The organism is Streptomyces sp. NPDC007095, assembly GCF_040634475.1.
Taxonomy (GTDB): domain Bacteria; phylum Actinomycetota; class Actinomycetes; order Streptomycetales; family Streptomycetaceae; genus Streptomyces.
On record NZ_JBEYFS010000141.1, the window covers coordinates 15,705 to 31,536 of the forward strand.

Below are 15,832 nucleotides of genomic sequence, written 5' to 3' on the forward strand. Positions count from 1 at the left end.
AGTCGAGGCCTTCAGGGGCGCGGGAACTGCGCGACCAGCCTCCGCCGGCCCGCAGCCGGGCCACTTCGGACGGGCGGGGAATCGGGGCGAAACCCCGCCCCGGGGGCGCGGGGAACTACGCGGTCGGCCCCCGCCACCCGCACCCGAAATCCGTCAGGCCGAGGCCCGTTCGACCTCGCGGGGGCGCAGGTCCGCGTTCTCCAGGACGTCGCGGAGGTGCTTCTCGGCGACCGGCAGGACCTCGGCGATGGTGACGTCGCGCCCCAGCTCGTACGCCAGGGACGTCACCCCCGCGTCCCGGATCCCACACGGGATGATCTTGTCGAAGGAGGATGTGTCCGGATTCACGTTCAGGGCGAAGCCGTGCATGGTGACGCCCTTGGCGACCCGGATCCCCATGGCGCAGATCTTCCGGTCCTCGCGCCGCTGACCGGCGTTGGAGGGCGCGTACTCGGGCCCGTTCAGACGGGGGTCGAACTCCTCGTCCGTCAGCCGCGGGTCGAAGTCGAGGGAGAGCCCGCCGAGGGAGGGTCGCGAGGTGACGGGGTCGCCCAGGACCCAGACGCCCGCCCGGCCCTCCACCCGCCTGGTCTCGACGCCGAACTCGGCGCAGACCCGGATCATGACCTCTTCCAGCCGCCGCAGGTGCGCCACCACGTCCACCGGGCGCGGCAGCTTCTGGATCGGGTAGCCCACGAGCTGCCCGGGCCCGTGCCAGGTGATCTTGCCGCCGCGGTCCACGTCGACCACGGGGGTGCCGTCGAGGGGCCGTTCGCTGTCCGCCGTCCGCCGGCCCGCCGTGTAGACCGGCGGGTGCTCCAGAAGCAGACAGGTGTCGGGGACCTCGTCCAGGAAACGGGCGGCATGCACGCGGCGCTGCTCGTCCCAGGCCTCTTGGTACTCCACGGCCTCGGCACCGAATCCCATGCGGACGAACCGCAACTCACTCACGGCAAGCGCCTCCCTAGAAGCCTCAGAACCTTCAGAACCTGTGGTGTGGCAACCGGCGGGCCCGTTCTGCGGCAGACGAAAGAACCTTTCGTCAGGTACGTAACGCGCCCACGCCACTGTACGTCCGGGCCGCGCGCGTCAGCCCAGCGGTCAATCCTCACACGATCGGATGAATGTAAGTCGAAGCCTGCGATCGGGTGCTTACTCTCCGCTACATTCGCGCCGTCCACGAGGCCATAAGGGCTGCTCACAGGCAATCCGGGCACCCAGTGATGCCCGGAAGGCAGGAGACCGCACCGCAGATGACGGAACGACCCGCGCAGCGCACGCCCAATCGCCAGCTCGCCGCGCTCATCGCAGAAGCGGGGTTCTCCAACGCAGGTCTCGCCCGTCGCGTGGACCAGCTCGGCCTCGAACACGGACTTGACCTGAGATATGACAAGACATCGGTGACGCGGTGGCTCCGCGGGCAGCAGCCCCGCGGCACCACACCCGCCCTCATCGCCGAGGTGTTCACGCGGCGCCTCGGCCGCCGCCTCACCGCGCAGGACCTCGGGCTCGACGCCTGCGCACCCGTCTACGCGGGCCTCGAGTTCGCCGCGACCCCGGAGGAGGCCGTAGACATCGTCAGCGGGCTGTGGCGCAAGGACTCCGGCAGCCACGCCGAACTCCGCAAGATCGCCTTCACCCCGGCGGGGCTGGTCGTCCCCAGCCGCGACTGGCTGATCGGACGGGCCGACGACCGGGTGAGCCGCGGCGACCAGGCCGCCGCGCGCATCCCCGCCCAGGGGCGCCCCGCGGTCCCCCGCCAGCGCAGCCAGACCGAACGCGGCCCCGGCCAGAAGGTCACCGGCGGGGACATCGCCGCCCTGCGCTCGGTGGGCGAACTGTTCCGCGCCCTCGACCACGCCTACGGCGGCGGCCACGCCCGCCAGGCCCTGGTCCGCTACCTGGAGCACGAGGCCGAGCCCATGCTGCGCGGCGCGTACGGCGAGCAGACCGGGCGGCGCCTGTTCGCGGCCGCCGCCGACCTCACCCGCCTCGCCGGCTGGACCTCGTACGACATCGGCGCGCACGGGCTCGCGCAGCGCTACTTCGTGCAGGCGCTGCGACTGTCGCAGGCGGCCGGCGACCGGGCGTACGGCTCGTACGTCCTGGTCACCATGAGCCGGCAGGCGGTCTACCTCGGCCACGGGCGCGAGGCCGTGCAGCTCGCCCGGGTCGCGCAGCAGGGCGTCGGCTCGTCCGTGCCGCCCGTCGTCCAGGCGCTGCTGCACTCCGTGGAGGCGCGCGGGCACGGCGTACTCGGGGAGGTACGGGCCTGCACGGCGTCGCTGGTGCGCGCCGAGCGGGCCCTCGGATCCGCCCGGCCGGGGGACGAGGCCCCGCACTGGGCGCGGTTCTTCGACGAGGCGCAGCTCGCCGACGAGTTCGGTCACTGCCACCGGGATCTGCAGCAGTACCGGGCCGCGGCGCAGCACGCCGAGCGCTCGCTGCAGTTGCGGGCGCCCGGCTTCGCGCGCAGCCGGCTGTTCTGCCGGGTGGTGCTCGCCTCGGCACGGCTCGGGCTCGGGGAGCTCGACCAGGCCTGCCTGTTGGGTGCCGAGGCCGCGGGGCAGGCGGCGGAGATGCGGTCGGTCCGGGCCGTCGAGTACGTACGGGACTTCGAGCGGCGGCTCGAACCGTACCGGGACGCGGCACCCGTACGGGGCTACCGGGACCGGGTGGCGGCCCTGGGCTGACTCAGGCCGCCGTCTCCAGATGCTCCTCCGTCACGGCCGGACGGGCGCCCAGGTCCAGCATGAGGGCGTGGGCGGCCCGGCGGCCCGAATGCAGGGCGCCCTGGACCGTGCCGGTGTCCCGGTGGTCCCCGCAGACGTACAGGCCCGCCAGGAGGCGTACAGGGCGGCGCAGGTCGTGCGGCGAGGGCATCGCGGGGACCGCGTCACGGGTGTGGTGGACCGCGAGGAGTTCCCAGCGGGTCGTCGACGTGCCGTAAAGGCGGGCCAGTTGGGCGCGGACCGCGGTGTCCAGATGGGTGGCGGCCGGGGGCGTGCCCAGCACCGTCGAGGAGACGAGCGCCCGTCCGGCGGGCGCGCGGGAGGGGTCGACCTGGCTGATGACCGCCGTCTGCGCCACCGGGCCGCTCCGGTCGGCGTCCAGCAGCAGGGCCGGGTCGGTCAACGGGGGCTCGTCCGTGGTGTGGTGCAGGACCGTCACCGGATGGAAGGCCGGGACGCGCAGACCGGGCAGCAGCCGGGCCGCGGCGCGGGCTCCGGTCGCCAGCAGGATGGCCCGGCAGGTGAGTTCGCCGTGGTCCTTCGTCGTCACGGTGGTCGTGGAGACCGCGGTGACCTCGACGCCGGTGTGGACGGTGCCAGGGGGCAGGGAGGCGGCGAGGAGCTCAGGCAGGGTGTCCGCGCCGCCCTCCGGCAGGCACAGCCGGCCCGACGCGAACGAATGCAGAGCCAGGTCGGCGGCGCGGCTGGAGGTGGTGAGGTCCGGGTCGCACAGGAGCGCGGCGAGCAGGGGGCGCAGAAAACCGTCGACCGTACGGGGCGGCAGGCCACGGGTGGTCAGCGCCTGTGCGGTGGGGAGGTCGGGGCGGGTGAGGAGGCGTTCGGGTGGTGTGACGGCGAGGCGGGCGAGGGCGGTGGCCAGGCGGGTCTGGTCGAGGTGGCCGCCGAGGGGTCCGGGGCGCGAGGCCTGGCTCCGGTGGAGACGGGGGGCGCTTGCGAGGGCGCGCGCGGCGGTGAGTGCGCCCCTTGCGCTCCGGGGGGTGGTGGCGGCGCGGTGGTGGCGGCCGTCGCTGTGCAGCAGCACGCCCGGCGAGAACGGGCGCAGGGCCAGGGCGTTCAGGCCCGGGGTGCGGTGCAGTTCGGGGTACGAGGTGGACAGGAGCCGGCCGATGCGGTCGAGCCGGAAGCCGTCCACCTTCTCCGTCGTCATGCGGCCGCCCACGGTGGGGGCGGCCTCCAGAACCTTCGTCGTGAGGCCCGCCCTGGTCAGGTGCTGGGCGGCCGCGAGTCCCGCGGCTCCGGCCCCGACGATGACGACGTCCACGTCCGCCTTGCTTACGGGCTCTAGCACGTACCCCTCCTCGAGGTTGCGCGGCCGGTGGGAACGTCATGCCCCCAACGGGCCCTGGGGATACCCGAGTTCGGGTCGAGGGTAGGTGCGTTGGGGGCTGTGGACAGTCGCGCGTCGGGCGTGCACGGTCGCATGGGGGTGCACGGTTTCCTTGTCTGCGGATGCGTGGGGGCTGGTCGCGCAGTTCCCCGCGCCCCTGACGGAGTCCCCGAGTGGGGATGATGGGGGTCCCCCTGTTCGAGCGAAGCCGAGAGCTCGGGGGAGGGCAGGGGCGGCGGGGGCGAGGGACGTCCGTCAGTGCAGCGCCGCTCGCAACGCCCCCTCGATCGACGGGAAGGCGAAGGTGAAGCCGGAGGACAGCAGACGGGTGGGGTGGACGCGTTGGCTGCCGAGGACGTCGCCGGACATGTCGCCGAGGGCGAGCCGGAGGAGGGGGGCCGGGGTGGGGAAGACGGTGGGCCGGTGCAGGACGCGCCCCATCGCCTCGGTGATCTCCCGGTTGGTGAGGGGGGTCGGCGCGGTGAGATTCACCGGCCCGGACACGGACGACGTGTCGATGAGGTGCCGGATCGCGGCCACCTCGTCATGGAGGGAGATATAGCTCCAGTACTGCCGGCCGTCTCCCATCCGCCCACCGAGCCCCGCCTTGAAGAGCGGAAACAGCTTCCCCCATGCCCCGCCCTCACGGGCCACCACCAGCCCCGTACGGGCGAAGACGGTACGGACACCCGCCTCCTGGGCCGGCGCCGCCGCCCCCTCCCACGCCACGCACACGGAGGGAAGGAAACCCTCCCCGGGCGGTGCCGACTCGTCCACCACCCGGTCGCCCGTCTCGCCGTAGAACCCGATCGCACTCCCGTTGACGAACACCCGCGGCCGCTCGTCGAGCGAGGCCACCGCCTCGGCCAGCGTGGCCGTCCCCCGCACCCGGCTGTCCCGGATCTTCCGCCTGTACGCCTCCGTCCACCGCCGTGAAGCGACCCCCGCCCCCGCGAGGTTGACCACCGCCGCGCAGCCGGCGAGCCCCCCGGCGTCCATCCGCTGCCCGTCCGGGTCCCATCGCAGCTCGTCCCTCCCGCGGGGCGCACGCCGTACGAGGCGGACCACCTCGTGTCCGTCCGCGATCAGGGAGCGCGTCAGCGCCGAACCGATCAGGCCGGACGCACCGGCGATCGCGATACGGGACCTACGGGAATCCGGAGCGAGCGGTGAGTCGTTCATGCGTCCATCCTGCCGCGTGCCCCGGGGAAAAGCGGGCCGGGACTCCGCGGGGCCGCCGTAAAGTGACCTTCATGCCGGTACCGCACATACGCATCGCCACCCTCGACGACGAGGACGCGCTCGGCCGTCTCGACCGCGCCACCTGGTCCACCCTGCACGCTGTCATGCCGCGCCCCCAGCCGCCGTACGAACCCTTCTACAACGAGCGGTTCGGCCCCCGGGACCATCACGTGGCCGAACTCGACGGCGTCCTCGTCGGCTACATCAAGCTGGGCTATCCCACGCCCCTCGCCTGCAACGCCCACGTCCGGCAGATCCAGGGACTCGCCGTCGCCGAGGAGGCGCGCGGCACGGGCGTCGGACGGGCGCTGCTGCGGGCCGTGCAGGACGAGGCGCGACGGCAGGGCGCCCGGCGGATCACGCTGCGCGTCCTCGGGCACAACGCCCCGGCACGGAAGCTCTACGAGTCCGAGGGCTTCGAGGTGGAGGGCGTCCTGCCCGAGGAGTTCCTGCTCGACGGCGAGTACGTCGACGACGTGTTCATGGGCCGCTTTCTCTGATCACGAGGTGATCAGGTCGCCCGTGTCCACCGGTGTCGTCGCGGCCGCCGCGCGCTGGGCGTCGCCCGCGACCTCGTCGGCCGTCAGGACGTAACCCGTCTCGTTGTCCGAGGTCGAGCGGGCGAACACGACGCCGTACACCCTGCCGTCGGTGGTGAGGAGCGGGCCGCCGGAGTTGCCGGGGCGGACGGTGGAGCGGATCGAGTAGATCTCCCGGGTGACCATGCTCGAGTTGTAGATGTTCTGGCCCCGCGCGTTGATCCGGCCTGCGACCGTGGCCGCCTGGAGATCCAGACCGCCGTCCTGCGGATAGCCCGCGACGACCGCCGAGTCGCCGCGCTTGGCGCTGTCGTCGAAGCGCAGGAGGGGAACCCTGAGGTCCGGTACGTACAGGACCGCGACGTCCTTGCGCGGATCGAAGAACACCACCCGCGCCGAGTACACGCGGCCCACACCGCCCACCCGCACGGTCGGGTTGTCGATGCCCGCCACCACATGGGCGTTGGTCAACACGTGCTGCGCCGCGTACGCGAACCCGCTGCCCTCCCGGCCCTGGTTGCCCGCGGCGCCCTCGATCTTCACCGTGCTGCGTTTGGCGGCGCTCGTCGCGGCCGCGGTGACGCTGTCGCCGGAGGGCTTCGCGACACCCGCCGTCGGCTCGTTCTCGAACGGGTTGAAGACCTGCGGGAAGCCCGCCTCCGTCAGCGCCGAGGTGGCCCGCGAGAACCAGGTGGGCGTCGTGTCCGGCATCGCTGTCTGTACGGCGCCCAGCAGCGCGGAATTGCGGATCGACTGGGTGATGAGGGTGGACGAGGAGGCTCCCAGGACGCTCGCGGCGACCCAGGCCACCAGCAGCACCGCCACCGTGTTCGCCGCCGCCCCGCCGACCCCGTCGGCCACCCGCAGCGGCCCCTGATCCAGCTCGCGGCGCAGCTTCAGCGCCAGCCGGCCCGCCAGCTCGTGGCCCACCACGGCGGGCACCAGCACCGTCAGCACGGCCGTCACCGTCGCCGCCGACGTCCCCGCAGTCACCAGGTCCATCATCCACGGCAGCACCCATACGCCGATGACGGCACCGCCCACGAAACCGGCCAGCGACACACAGCCGGCGACCAGCCCGCGCCGGTAGCCGGACGCCGCGTAGGCAAGGATCACCAGCAACAGCAGGATGTCGAGCAGGTCCACGGAGCCGCCTTTCTCTTGGGCCCCTTAGTACGCGTGGGGCAGGCCCAGTGATCAGGCACGCGCGCGTGGAGCCGGGAAACGGCCACGCGTGCGTGGACCTGTAAAAACGTCCCGGACCAGGACGATGGTTCCACCAGGTGGCACAACACACATCGCGGAGGGACCGGAACCGGGGCAGGGTGGCTCCATGCGTGTCTTCCGAAAGGCGCGGGGGGCATGGACGCGGCTCGCGCGGAGGGTGTGGACGCGGCGTGCCGCCGTCGTCGTGTTCGGGTGCGTGCCCGGTCTGCTCGCCGTGCTCGCGCTGATGGTGTGTGCGGTGGGGGTAGACCGGACGGTCGTCGAGCGCGAGCGGCCGGTGGCCGCGCCACTGCCCGCGGGTCCGCATCGCGCGGCGCGGCCGGTCATCGTGCCCCGGTCGCGGTGGCTGGACGCCAGGAGCACGCACGCGCAGCCACCCGCCCGCTACGACGACCACGTCGTCGCGGTCTTCGTGCACCACACCGACTCGCCGAACGCGTACAAGTGCGCCGACGTGCCCCGCATCATCCGCTCCCTCTACGCCGGTCAGACCGGTGTCCGACGGTGGGACGACATCGGGTACAACTTCCTCGTCGACCGCTGCGGCACGATCTACGAGGGGCGGGCGGGTGGGGTCGACCGGGCCGTCACCGGTGCGCATACGCAGGGGTTCAACCATGGCACCGCGGGGATCGCGGCCATCGGTACGTTCGGGGCGGGGACGCCGGTGCCGCGGGCGATGACCGAGGCGATCGCCGTGTTGGCCGCGTGGAAGCTGGGGCTGTCCGACGTGGATCCCCGTGCCACGGTGCGGCTCGTCTCCAGCAACGACCTCAGCCGTTACACCGCCGGTACGAGCGCGGTTCTGCCCACGCTGGCCGGCCATGACGCGGGCTTCATGACCAACTGCCCCGGCGCGGCGCTGACGTCCCAACTCCCCGGAATCCGCTCCCGAGCCGCCCACCTCCAGGGCCGCTGACCCCGGTTGCGCACTCCGGCCGCGGGTGGGTGGGGGTTGAGCGCGCAGTTCCCCGCGCCCTGAAAGTCTCAGCCCGTCCGGCGTTCGAGGGCGAGGAACGCGTTCACAGACAGCCCACAGTCGAGTCAACGGTGTCTCAGATCGCCGCTGCCTAGTGTCCTTCTCGTAACAGCCGACTGGAGGTGGGGAAGATGAGCAGCAGGCGTACTGAGAAGGCGGGCAAGGCGAACAAGGCGGCCGGCGCGGGGGGTTGGAGCACCGCTTTGCGGACCCCGTGGACCGTGGCCTGCGCCGTGGTGACGGTCCTCGTGGGACCCGCCGCGGCCACCGCCTCGGCACTGGACCGAGCCAACGCCGCGCCTCCGTACCACGCCCACGAGAATCACGAAAACCACAAGAACCACGAGGCGCACCTGCCGTACGTCACCCCGTACGCCACCTTGCCTCAGTCTCTGAAGCGCTCCCACAGCTTGGGATAGCGCTCGGCCAGCACGGACTCGTTCTCGAAGTCGAGCGGCGTACCCTCCGGCTCGGGCGACGCCGGCGGAATGCCCAGGTCGGGTGCGACGACCCCGGTCAGCTGCTCGTACGCCTCGTCCGCGGCGTACCCGAGCTCCTCACCGTCCCCGTCGAGGTCCTCGTCGAAGTCGTCGAGGAGATCGGCGAGCGCGTCGGGATCGTGCATCGCGCCCTCGAAGACCTCCCGGCCCTGGCCGATCAGCCAGCACCGGAAGAAGTCGAAGGCGTCGTCGCTCACCCCGTCGAGCAGGACCCACGCCGCGCCCCACAGATCCCAGCGGTAGGCGCGGTTGTAGCGGGCCTCGAAGTGACGGGCGAAGTCGAGCACGGCGTCCGGGTCCAGCTGGACGAGCCGCTCGACGAGCAGGTCGGCGTGGTCCTCGGGGTCGCCCTCGACGGCCTCGCGGGTCGTGTCCACCAGCTCCCAGAACTCCGTCTCGTCCATCACGGGTCCAGCATCGGGCCTGAACGGGAGTGACGCACGCGGAGTGCCGCAGATTGTTATGCGTGCACATGCCGACGGTAAAACCGCCAGCCACGAGCCGTTTTCCCGAGGCACTCCCCAGTCACCGGTACAGCGCCGCCAGCCGCACCGCATCCCCCGCGAAACGGTCCCGCAGCGCCGCGGGGGAGACCACCTCCACCTCGGGCCCGAGCCCCGTCAGTTGCGCATGGGCGACCTCCTCGGACTCGACGGGGAGGACGACCGTCACCCAGCCCCGCCCGTCGGGGTCACCGCACCCGCCCAGTGCCTGTCTCGCGGACGCGGGGTCGACGACGTAGGCAAGTCTCCGCACGCCCTCCGGAGACAGCCGTACGACGGCCTCCGCCCGCAGGATGGACCGGGCGAACTGCTCGGCCCGCTCCGCCCAGAACCCGGGCAGGTCGAACCCGTCCTCCCGGGTGAAGCACTCCGTGGCGGGCCTCACCTCCGTGAAGCGGTCGATCCGGTAGACCCGGAAGGGGCCCGATCCGGCGGACCCGGGCTCGGGCACCCGCGCGCACAGATACCAGACGCCCGCCTTCAGCACGAGCCCGTACGGTTCGAGCACCCGCTCCACCTCGGCCGTCCCGCGCCGGTACCCCGCGGTGATCCGGCGGTCGTCCCAGACCGCCTCCGCGACCGCGGGCAGCAGCTCGGGCGTCTCGGGCTCGTTGAACCACGCGGGCGCGTCCAGATGGAACCGCTGTCCCGCCGCCCGCGAGGCGTCCCGCAGGGAGGGGAGCAGGGCGGCGGACACCTTCAGGCGCGCGGCGGAGGCCGCGTCCTGCAGACCCATGTCCCGCAGGGCCCCCGGCACCCCGCTCAGGAACAGCGCCTCCGCCTCCGTCCGGGCCAGGCCCGTGAGCCGGGTGCGGTAGCCGCCGATCAGGCGGTAGCCCCCGGCCCTGCCCCGGTCCGCGTACACCGGAACCCCCGCCTCCGACAGTGCCTGCGCGTCCCGCGTGATCGTCCGTTCGGACACCTCCAGCTCCCGCGCCAGCTCGGCGGCGGTCATCGACGGCCGCGACTGGAGCAGCAGCACCATCTTGATCAGGCGGGCAGCACGCATACGGCCATGATGCCGGGCCCCACTGACAGCGAAGGGGCGCGCCGTAACGCCGAAGAGCGCGCGGGAACGCCGAAGAGCGCGCGGGAACGCCGAAGAGCGCGCGGGAACGCCGAAGGGCGCGACGGCCGTAGCCACCGCGCCCCTCATGAAACAGGCGGACCGTCAGAGCCCGTAGCGCTCCCGCGCTTCCTTCACCGCGGACGCCTTGACCTCGCCCCGTCGTGCCAGCTGAGCCAGCGCCGCGACGACGATCGACTGCGCGTCGACGCCGAAGTGGCGGCGGGCCGCCTCACGGGTGTCGGAAAGGCCGAAGCCGTCGGCACCGAGCGACGAGTAGTCCTGCTCGACCCACTGCGCGATCTGGTCCGGGACCTGGCGCATGTAGTCGGAGACCGCGAGCACCGGGCCCTCGGCGCCGTGCAGCGCCTGGCGGACGAACGGCACCCGCTCCTCGCCGCGCAGCAGGGCCGCGTCGGCCTCCAGCGCGTCGCGCCGCAGCTCCGTCCAGGAGGTCGCGGACCACACGTCGGCGGCCACGCCCCACTCCTCGGCGAGCAGCTTCTGCGCCTGGAGGGTCCAGTGGATGGCGGTGCCGGAGCCCAGCAGCTGGATGCGCGGGGCGTTGGCGACGGGGGACAGGCCCGCCGACTCGGCCGTGTTGAAGCGGTAGAGGCCCTTGACGATGCCCTCGTCGATACCGAGGCCGGCCGGCTTGGCGGGCTGCGGCATCGGCTCGTTGTAGACCGTCAGATAGTAGAAGACGTTCGAGTCCTCGCCCGGGGCCGCCTCGCCGTACATCCGGCGCAGACCGTCCTTGACGATCGTCGCGATCTCGTACGCGAACGCCGGGTCATAGGAGAGGGCGGCCGGGTTGGTCGCCGCGATGACCGGGGAGTGGCCGTCGGCGTGCTGGAGGCCCTCGCCCGTCAGCGTCGTACGGCCGGCCGTGGCGCCGACCAGGAAGCCGCGGCCGAGCTGGTCGCCGAGCTGCCACATCTGGTCGGCCGTGCGCTGCCAGCCGAACATCGAGTAGAAGATGTAGAAGGGGATCATCGCCTCGCCGTGCGTGGCGTACGCGGTGGACGCGGCGATGAAGTCCGCCATGGAGCCGGCCTCGGTGATCCCCTCGTTGAGGATCTGGCCGTCCTTGGCCTCCTTGTAGTACATCAGCTGGTCGCGGTCGACCGGCTCGTACGTCTGGCCCTTGGGCGAGTAGATGCCGAGGGAGGGGAAGAGGCTCTCCATGCCGAAGGTGCGCGCCTCGTCGGGGACGATCGGCACCCAGCGCTTCCCCGTCTCCTTGTCGCGGACGAGGTCCTTGACCAGGCGGACGAAGGCCATCGTGGTCGCCAAGTTCTGCGAGCCGGAGCCCTTGTCGAAGGACGCGAACGCCTTGTCGGCGGGGGCGGGCAGCGGGGCGAGCGCGTGCGTACGGCGGGCCGGGGCCGGGCCGCCGAGGGCCGCGCGGCGCTCCTGGAGGTAACGGACCTCGGGGGAGTCGGCGCCCGGGTGGCCGTAGGGGACCTGGCCGTCGACGAACCGGCTGTCGGAGATGGGCAGCTCGAGCAGGTCACGCATCTGCTTGAACTCGTCCGTCGACAGCTTCTTCATCTGGTGGTTGGCGTTCTTGGACGCGAAGCCCTCGCCGAGCGTGAAGCCCTTGACCGTCTGGGCCAGGATCACCGTCGGCGCGCCCTTGTGGGCGAGGGCGGCGCGGTAGGCCGCGTACACCTTGCGGGACTCGTGGCCGCCGCGGGAGAGGTGGAAGCACTCGGTGATCTTGTCGTCGCTCAGCAGCTTGGCCATCTCGACGAGCGCCGGGTCGGCGCCGAAGAAGTCCTGGCGGATGTAGGCGGCGTCGCGGGTCTGGTACGTCTGCACCTGCGCGTCGGGTACCTCGCGCAGGCGGCGTACGAGCGCGCCCGTGGTGTCGAGCTGGAACAGCTCGTCCCAGGCCGAGCCCCACAGCGACTTCACGACGTTCCAGCCGGCGCCGCGGAACTGGGCCTCCAGCTCCTGCACGATCTTGAAGTTGGCGCGGACCGGGCCGTCGAGGCGCTGCAGGTTGCAGTTGATGACGAAGGTCAGGTTGTCCAGGCCCTCGCGGGAGGCGAGGGCGAGTGCCGCGGTCGACTCGGGCTCGTCCATCTCGCCGTCGCCGAGGAACGCCCACACGTGGGACTGCGAGACGTCCTTGATGCCGCGGCTGGTCAGATAGCGGTTGAAGCGCGCCTGGTAGATCGCCGACAGCGGGCCGAGGCCCATGGAGACGGTCGGGAACTCCCAGAGCCAGGGCAGGCGCCGCGGGTGCGGGTACGACGGGAGGCCGTTGCCGCCCGCCTCCTGGCGGAAGTTGTCGAGGTGCTGCTCGGTGAGCCGGCCGTCGAGGAAGGCGCGGGCGTAGATGCCGGGGGAGGCGTGGCCCTGGATGTAGAGCTGGTCCCCGGAGCCGGGAGCCTCCTGGGACTCCTTGCCCTTGAAGAAGTGGTTGAAGCCGGTCTCGTAGAGCCAGGCCGCGGAGGCGAAGGTGGCGATGTGGCCGCCGACGCCGTGTTTCGCGCCCCGGGTCACCATCGCGGCCGCGTTCCAGCGGTTCCAGGCGGTGATCCGGGCCTCCATCGCCTCGTCGCCGTCCACGACGGGCTCGGCGGCGGTGGGGATGGTGTTGACGTAGTCGGTCTCAAGCAGCTTGGGCAGCGCGAGACCGTTGCCCTCGGCGCGCTCCAGCGTGCGGCGCATCAGGTACGCGGCACGGTGCGGCCCGGCCGCCTGGGTGACGGCGTCCAGGGAGGCCTGCCATTCGGCGGTCTCCTCGGGGTCGCGGTCCGGGAGCTGGTCGAGCTCGCTCGGCTGGATTGCGGTGGGGTCGGTCATTGCGCCGCCTTCCGGATGCGGAGGGGGGTTCCCTCATCGGCAAGGGGTTTTCGGGGGTGCCCTTATGTCTTTGGCAGGACAGGGCGGCGGGCTCTGGTGGGAGCCCAGCGATGACTGTAACTCCCTGATCGATGATCGATCAAAGGGTTGAAGGCGAAAACCTCTTCGCATCCCGAAAGTCGGCACGGGGTGCCTTGACGGTAGGCACCGGGTGCCTTGGAATCCCAGGGTTTCCCCAGGTGAGCATGGGTGTGCTCGGTTGTGTCAGGGGCGCGGCGCGCAGCCCAGCACGTGTGCCTTCACCAGGTCGGCGATCAGCGGATCCCGGCGCCGGAAGGCGTCCACGAGTGCCTCGTGCTCCTCCGCGTACGACTGCTGGACGGTTCCCAGCCAGCGGATGGACAGGGCGGTGAAGACCTCGATGCCCAGCCCCTCCCAGGTGTGCAGGAGGACGGAGTTGCCCGCGGCGCGCACGAGTTCGCGGTGGAAGGCGACGGTGTGACGGACCTGGCCGGTGCCGTCCGACAGCCGGTCGGCCTCGTACAGCGCCGTGACGTGCGGTTCCAGGGCCGAGCAGTCCTGGGCGAGCCGCTCGGCCGCCAGCTCCGCCGCGATGGCCTCCAGACCGGCCCGTACGGGGTAGCTCTCCTCCAGGTCGGCGGCCGTCAGGTTGCGCACGCGCACACCCTTGTTGGGTGCCGACTCGATCAGCCGCAGCGACTCCAGTTCGCGCAGTGCCTCCCGCACCGGGGTCTGGCTGACCTCCAGCTCGGTCGCGATCCGCCGCTCGACGATCCGCTCACCCGGCTTCCAGCGCCCGCTGACGATCCCCTCCACGATGTGCTCGCGGATCTGTTCGCGCAGCGAGTGGACGACGGGCGCGGTCATGAGGGGCTCCTTCGTTGGGGGTGGGCCGGCCCCAAGGGCGTTTGACCTTTAGACAATAAGGCCGCATCCCCGTCGGAGAGAGGCGTACGGGGGCGCTTTCATGCAGGTGAGACGAGACTTACACGCTGTCAGAGCGGTCGCGGACGTAAAGACCCGTACCGGGTGGGGCCCGGAGGCGTCACGTCCGTGTCACCCGGAGAACCCGCGGGCCCCGCACGGTGTGTGGGTCGGCACAGGGGTTTCGGCGCGAGGGTTCCACAGGGGCTCCCGCGAACGCCAGGGGGCCGGCATGGGCGGATGGGGACGGAAGCGGGCGTTCCGCTGGGCTCTGTTGGCCGGAGCGGTCGCGGCCGCGGCGGCGTGCGGGCCGGTGGGCACGGGGGCGGCCGCGCGGCCGAGTGCGACGCGCGCCCACGGCACCTCGGTCGCCTCCGGCGGGGCGTGTGTCTTCGTCAAGCCGGACGGCGCGCAGAAGTTCGGCCACGTCGGCTGGGGCTTCCGGATCACCGGCTCCGACCACTGGGTGTACGGCGCGGTGGAGAACCCGTCGAACGCGCTCTACACCCCGCCCGGCGGCGACATCGGCGCCTGGCACGCGGAGGGCACGTACGCGCGGATGCTCCGCGACATGTCACGTGACGCGCACTATCCGGGGAACTCCACGCACCCGTACAGCCGCTACCGCTGCACCGACTCGTCGACCAGTGACGTGAAGGCCGCCCACGCCATGATCCGTACGGTCGAGGAGCGGGGCTTTCTCGTCGGCGTCGACCCGCAGACGGGGGACCTCGGCTCGCGCGACTGCCTCGACGCCACGTACGACGTCCTCAGGGCGTACCGGACGCGGCACCTGACACCCGCGTACCCGACGGAGATCCCGAACATGTGGGTGGAGACGCTGGTGCTGTGGTCGGACGGCGCTCTGAAGCCGCGGTGACCCGTCCGCGCACACGCGAAGCCCCCGTCCGGAAGGTTCCGGACGGGGGCAGCGCGCGGGCGGGGGTGGTTACAGGCCGAGCTCGACCTCGAACTCGCCCGCCTCCAGGATCGCCTTGACCGCGGTCAGGTAACGGGCCGCGTCGGCGCCGTCCACCAGACGGTGGTCGTAGGAGAGCGTCAGGTAGGTCATGTCGCGGACGCCGATGACCGTGCCCTCCTCCGTCTCGATGACGGCCGGACGCTTGACCGTGGCACCGATGCCGAGGATCGCGACCTGGTTCGGCGGCACGATGATCGTGTCGAAGAGCGCGCCGCGCGAGCCGGTGTTGGAGATGGTGAAGGTCCCGCCGGACAGCTCGTCCGGAGTGATCTTGTTCGCCCGGACCTTGCCCGCCAGCTCGGCGGTGGCCTTGGCGATGCCGGCGATGTTCAGGTCGCCCGCGTGCTTGATGACCGGGGTCATCAGGCCCTTCTCCGAGTCCACCGCGATACCGATGTTCTCGGTGTCGAAGTAGGTGATCGTGCCCTCGTCCACGTTGATCCGGGCGTTGACGGCCGGGTGGGCCTTCAGCGCCTGGGCCGCGGCCTTCACGAAGAACGGCATCGGGGAGAGCTTGACGCCCTCGCGGGCCGCGAAGGAGTCCTTCGCCTGCGCGCGCAGCCGCATCAGGCGGGTGACGTCGACCTCGACGACCGAGGACAGCTGGGCCTGCTCGTGCAGGGCCTTCACCATGTTGTCGCCGATGACCTTGCGGATGCGGGGCATCTTGACGGTCTGACCGCGCAGCGGGGAGACCTCCAGGGCCGGCGCCTTCTTGGCCGCCGGGGCGGCGGCAGCGGCCGGAGCCGGGGCAGCGGCGGCGGCCTTCGCGGCCTCGGCGGCGGCGAGGACGTCCTGCTTGCGGATACGGCCGCCGACGCCGGTGCCCTTGACGGAGGCCAGGTCGACGTAGTTCTCCGCGGCGAGCTTGCGCACCAGCGGGGTCACGTACGCGCCGTCGTCGACGGCGAGCGCGGCGGGCGCGGGAGCCGGGGTGACGGGAGCGGCAACC

14 protein-coding genes are annotated in these 15,832 nt (G+C 72.0%); 5 read left to right on the forward strand and 9 right to left on the reverse strand.

The window, feature by feature from the left end; genetic code table 11:
* Window positions 1-153: 153 nt before the first annotated feature.
* Window positions 154-951: a lipoyl(octanoyl) transferase LipB gene (lipB, locus tag ABZ656_RS37085; RefSeq protein ID WP_360274082.1), complete on the reverse strand. Its 798-nt coding sequence runs from the start codon at window positions 949-951 to the stop codon at window positions 154-156.
* A gap of 302 nt (window positions 952-1,253) precedes the next feature.
* Here lipB and ABZ656_RS37090 point away from each other — a divergent pair, with 302 nt between their 5' ends.
* Window positions 1,254-2,693 (forward strand): regulator, encoded by a 1,440-nt coding sequence (locus ABZ656_RS37090; RefSeq protein ID WP_101405565.1) that lies wholly within the window; start codon window positions 1,254-1,256, stop codon window positions 2,691-2,693.
* 1 nt (window position 2,694) lies between these two features.
* Here ABZ656_RS37090 and ABZ656_RS37095 read toward each other — a convergent pair whose 3' ends face one another.
* Both ABZ656_RS37095 and ABZ656_RS37100 read right to left on the reverse strand, forming a co-directional pair.
* A complete protein-coding gene (locus ABZ656_RS37095) occupies window positions 2,695-4,041 on the reverse strand; it encodes an NAD(P)/FAD-dependent oxidoreductase (protein WP_101405566.1) in 1,347 nt (448 codons plus the stop codon).
* A gap of 294 nt (window positions 4,042-4,335) precedes the next feature.
* Window positions 4,336-5,262, reverse strand: a complete 927-nt coding sequence (locus ABZ656_RS37100) for a TIGR01777 family oxidoreductase (protein WP_180362548.1) — start codon at window positions 5,260-5,262, stop codon at window positions 4,336-4,338.
* 71 nt (window positions 5,263-5,333) lie between these two features.
* On the opposite strand from ABZ656_RS37100, the gene ABZ656_RS37105 reads away from it, so the two are divergent.
* Entirely contained in the window at window positions 5,334-5,822 is a 489-nt protein-coding gene (locus ABZ656_RS37105; RefSeq protein WP_180362549.1) for a GNAT family N-acetyltransferase, read from the forward strand.
* On the opposite strand, the gene ABZ656_RS37110 is transcribed toward ABZ656_RS37105, so the two are convergent.
* Window positions 5,823-7,007 (reverse strand): MarP family serine protease, encoded by a 1,185-nt coding sequence (locus tag ABZ656_RS37110; RefSeq protein WP_360274088.1) that lies wholly within the window; start codon window positions 7,005-7,007, stop codon window positions 5,823-5,825.
* Window positions 7,008-7,194: 187 nt separating this feature from the next.
* Between ABZ656_RS37110 and ABZ656_RS37115 the strand changes: the two genes are divergently transcribed.
* Complete coding sequence (locus ABZ656_RS37115) at window positions 7,195-8,007, forward strand: peptidoglycan recognition protein (protein ID WP_360274091.1); 813 nt, start codon at window positions 7,195-7,197, stop codon at window positions 8,005-8,007.
* A 191-nt stretch (window positions 8,008-8,198) separates the two neighbouring features.
* A complete protein-coding gene (locus tag ABZ656_RS37120; protein ID WP_248002882.1) occupies window positions 8,199-8,486 on the forward strand; it encodes a hypothetical protein in 288 nt (95 codons plus the stop codon).
* On the opposite strand, the gene ABZ656_RS37125 is transcribed toward ABZ656_RS37120, so the two are convergent.
* From ABZ656_RS37125 to ABZ656_RS37140, 4 genes are all read right to left on the reverse strand, one after another.
* Window positions 8,453-8,971 carry a DUF4240 domain-containing protein gene (locus ABZ656_RS37125; protein WP_054230746.1) on the reverse strand — a complete coding sequence of 173 codons (519 nt, stop codon included), beginning with the start codon at window positions 8,969-8,971 and terminating at the stop codon, window positions 8,453-8,455. The two genes, ABZ656_RS37120 and ABZ656_RS37125, sit on opposite strands and share 34 nt — an antisense overlap.
* Before the next feature lie 121 nt (window positions 8,972-9,092).
* Window positions 9,093-10,079, reverse strand: a complete 987-nt coding sequence (locus ABZ656_RS37130) for a YafY family protein (RefSeq protein WP_360274094.1) — start codon at window positions 10,077-10,079, stop codon at window positions 9,093-9,095.
* A 162-nt stretch (window positions 10,080-10,241) separates the two neighbouring features.
* Complete coding sequence (gene aceE / locus ABZ656_RS37135; RefSeq protein ID WP_360274097.1) at window positions 10,242-12,953, reverse strand: pyruvate dehydrogenase (acetyl-transferring), homodimeric type; 2,712 nt, start codon at window positions 12,951-12,953, stop codon at window positions 10,242-10,244.
* A gap of 264 nt (window positions 12,954-13,217) precedes the next feature.
* Window positions 13,218-13,841 carry a GntR family transcriptional regulator gene (locus ABZ656_RS37140; RefSeq protein ID WP_054230749.1) on the reverse strand — a complete coding sequence of 208 codons (624 nt, stop codon included), beginning with the start codon at window positions 13,839-13,841 and terminating at the stop codon, window positions 13,218-13,220.
* A 289-nt stretch (window positions 13,842-14,130) separates the two neighbouring features.
* Between ABZ656_RS37140 and ABZ656_RS37145 the strand changes: the two genes are divergently transcribed.
* Window positions 14,131-14,778 carry a hypothetical protein gene (locus ABZ656_RS37145; protein ID WP_360274101.1) on the forward strand — a complete coding sequence of 216 codons (648 nt, stop codon included), beginning with the start codon at window positions 14,131-14,133 and terminating at the stop codon, window positions 14,776-14,778.
* 69 nt (window positions 14,779-14,847) lie between these two features.
* Here the strand turns inward: ABZ656_RS37145 and sucB are convergent.
* Window positions 14,848-15,832 (reverse strand): 2-oxoglutarate dehydrogenase, E2 component, dihydrolipoamide succinyltransferase (gene sucB, locus ABZ656_RS37150; protein ID WP_360274104.1); only part of this gene is annotated, 985 nt, incomplete at its 5' end.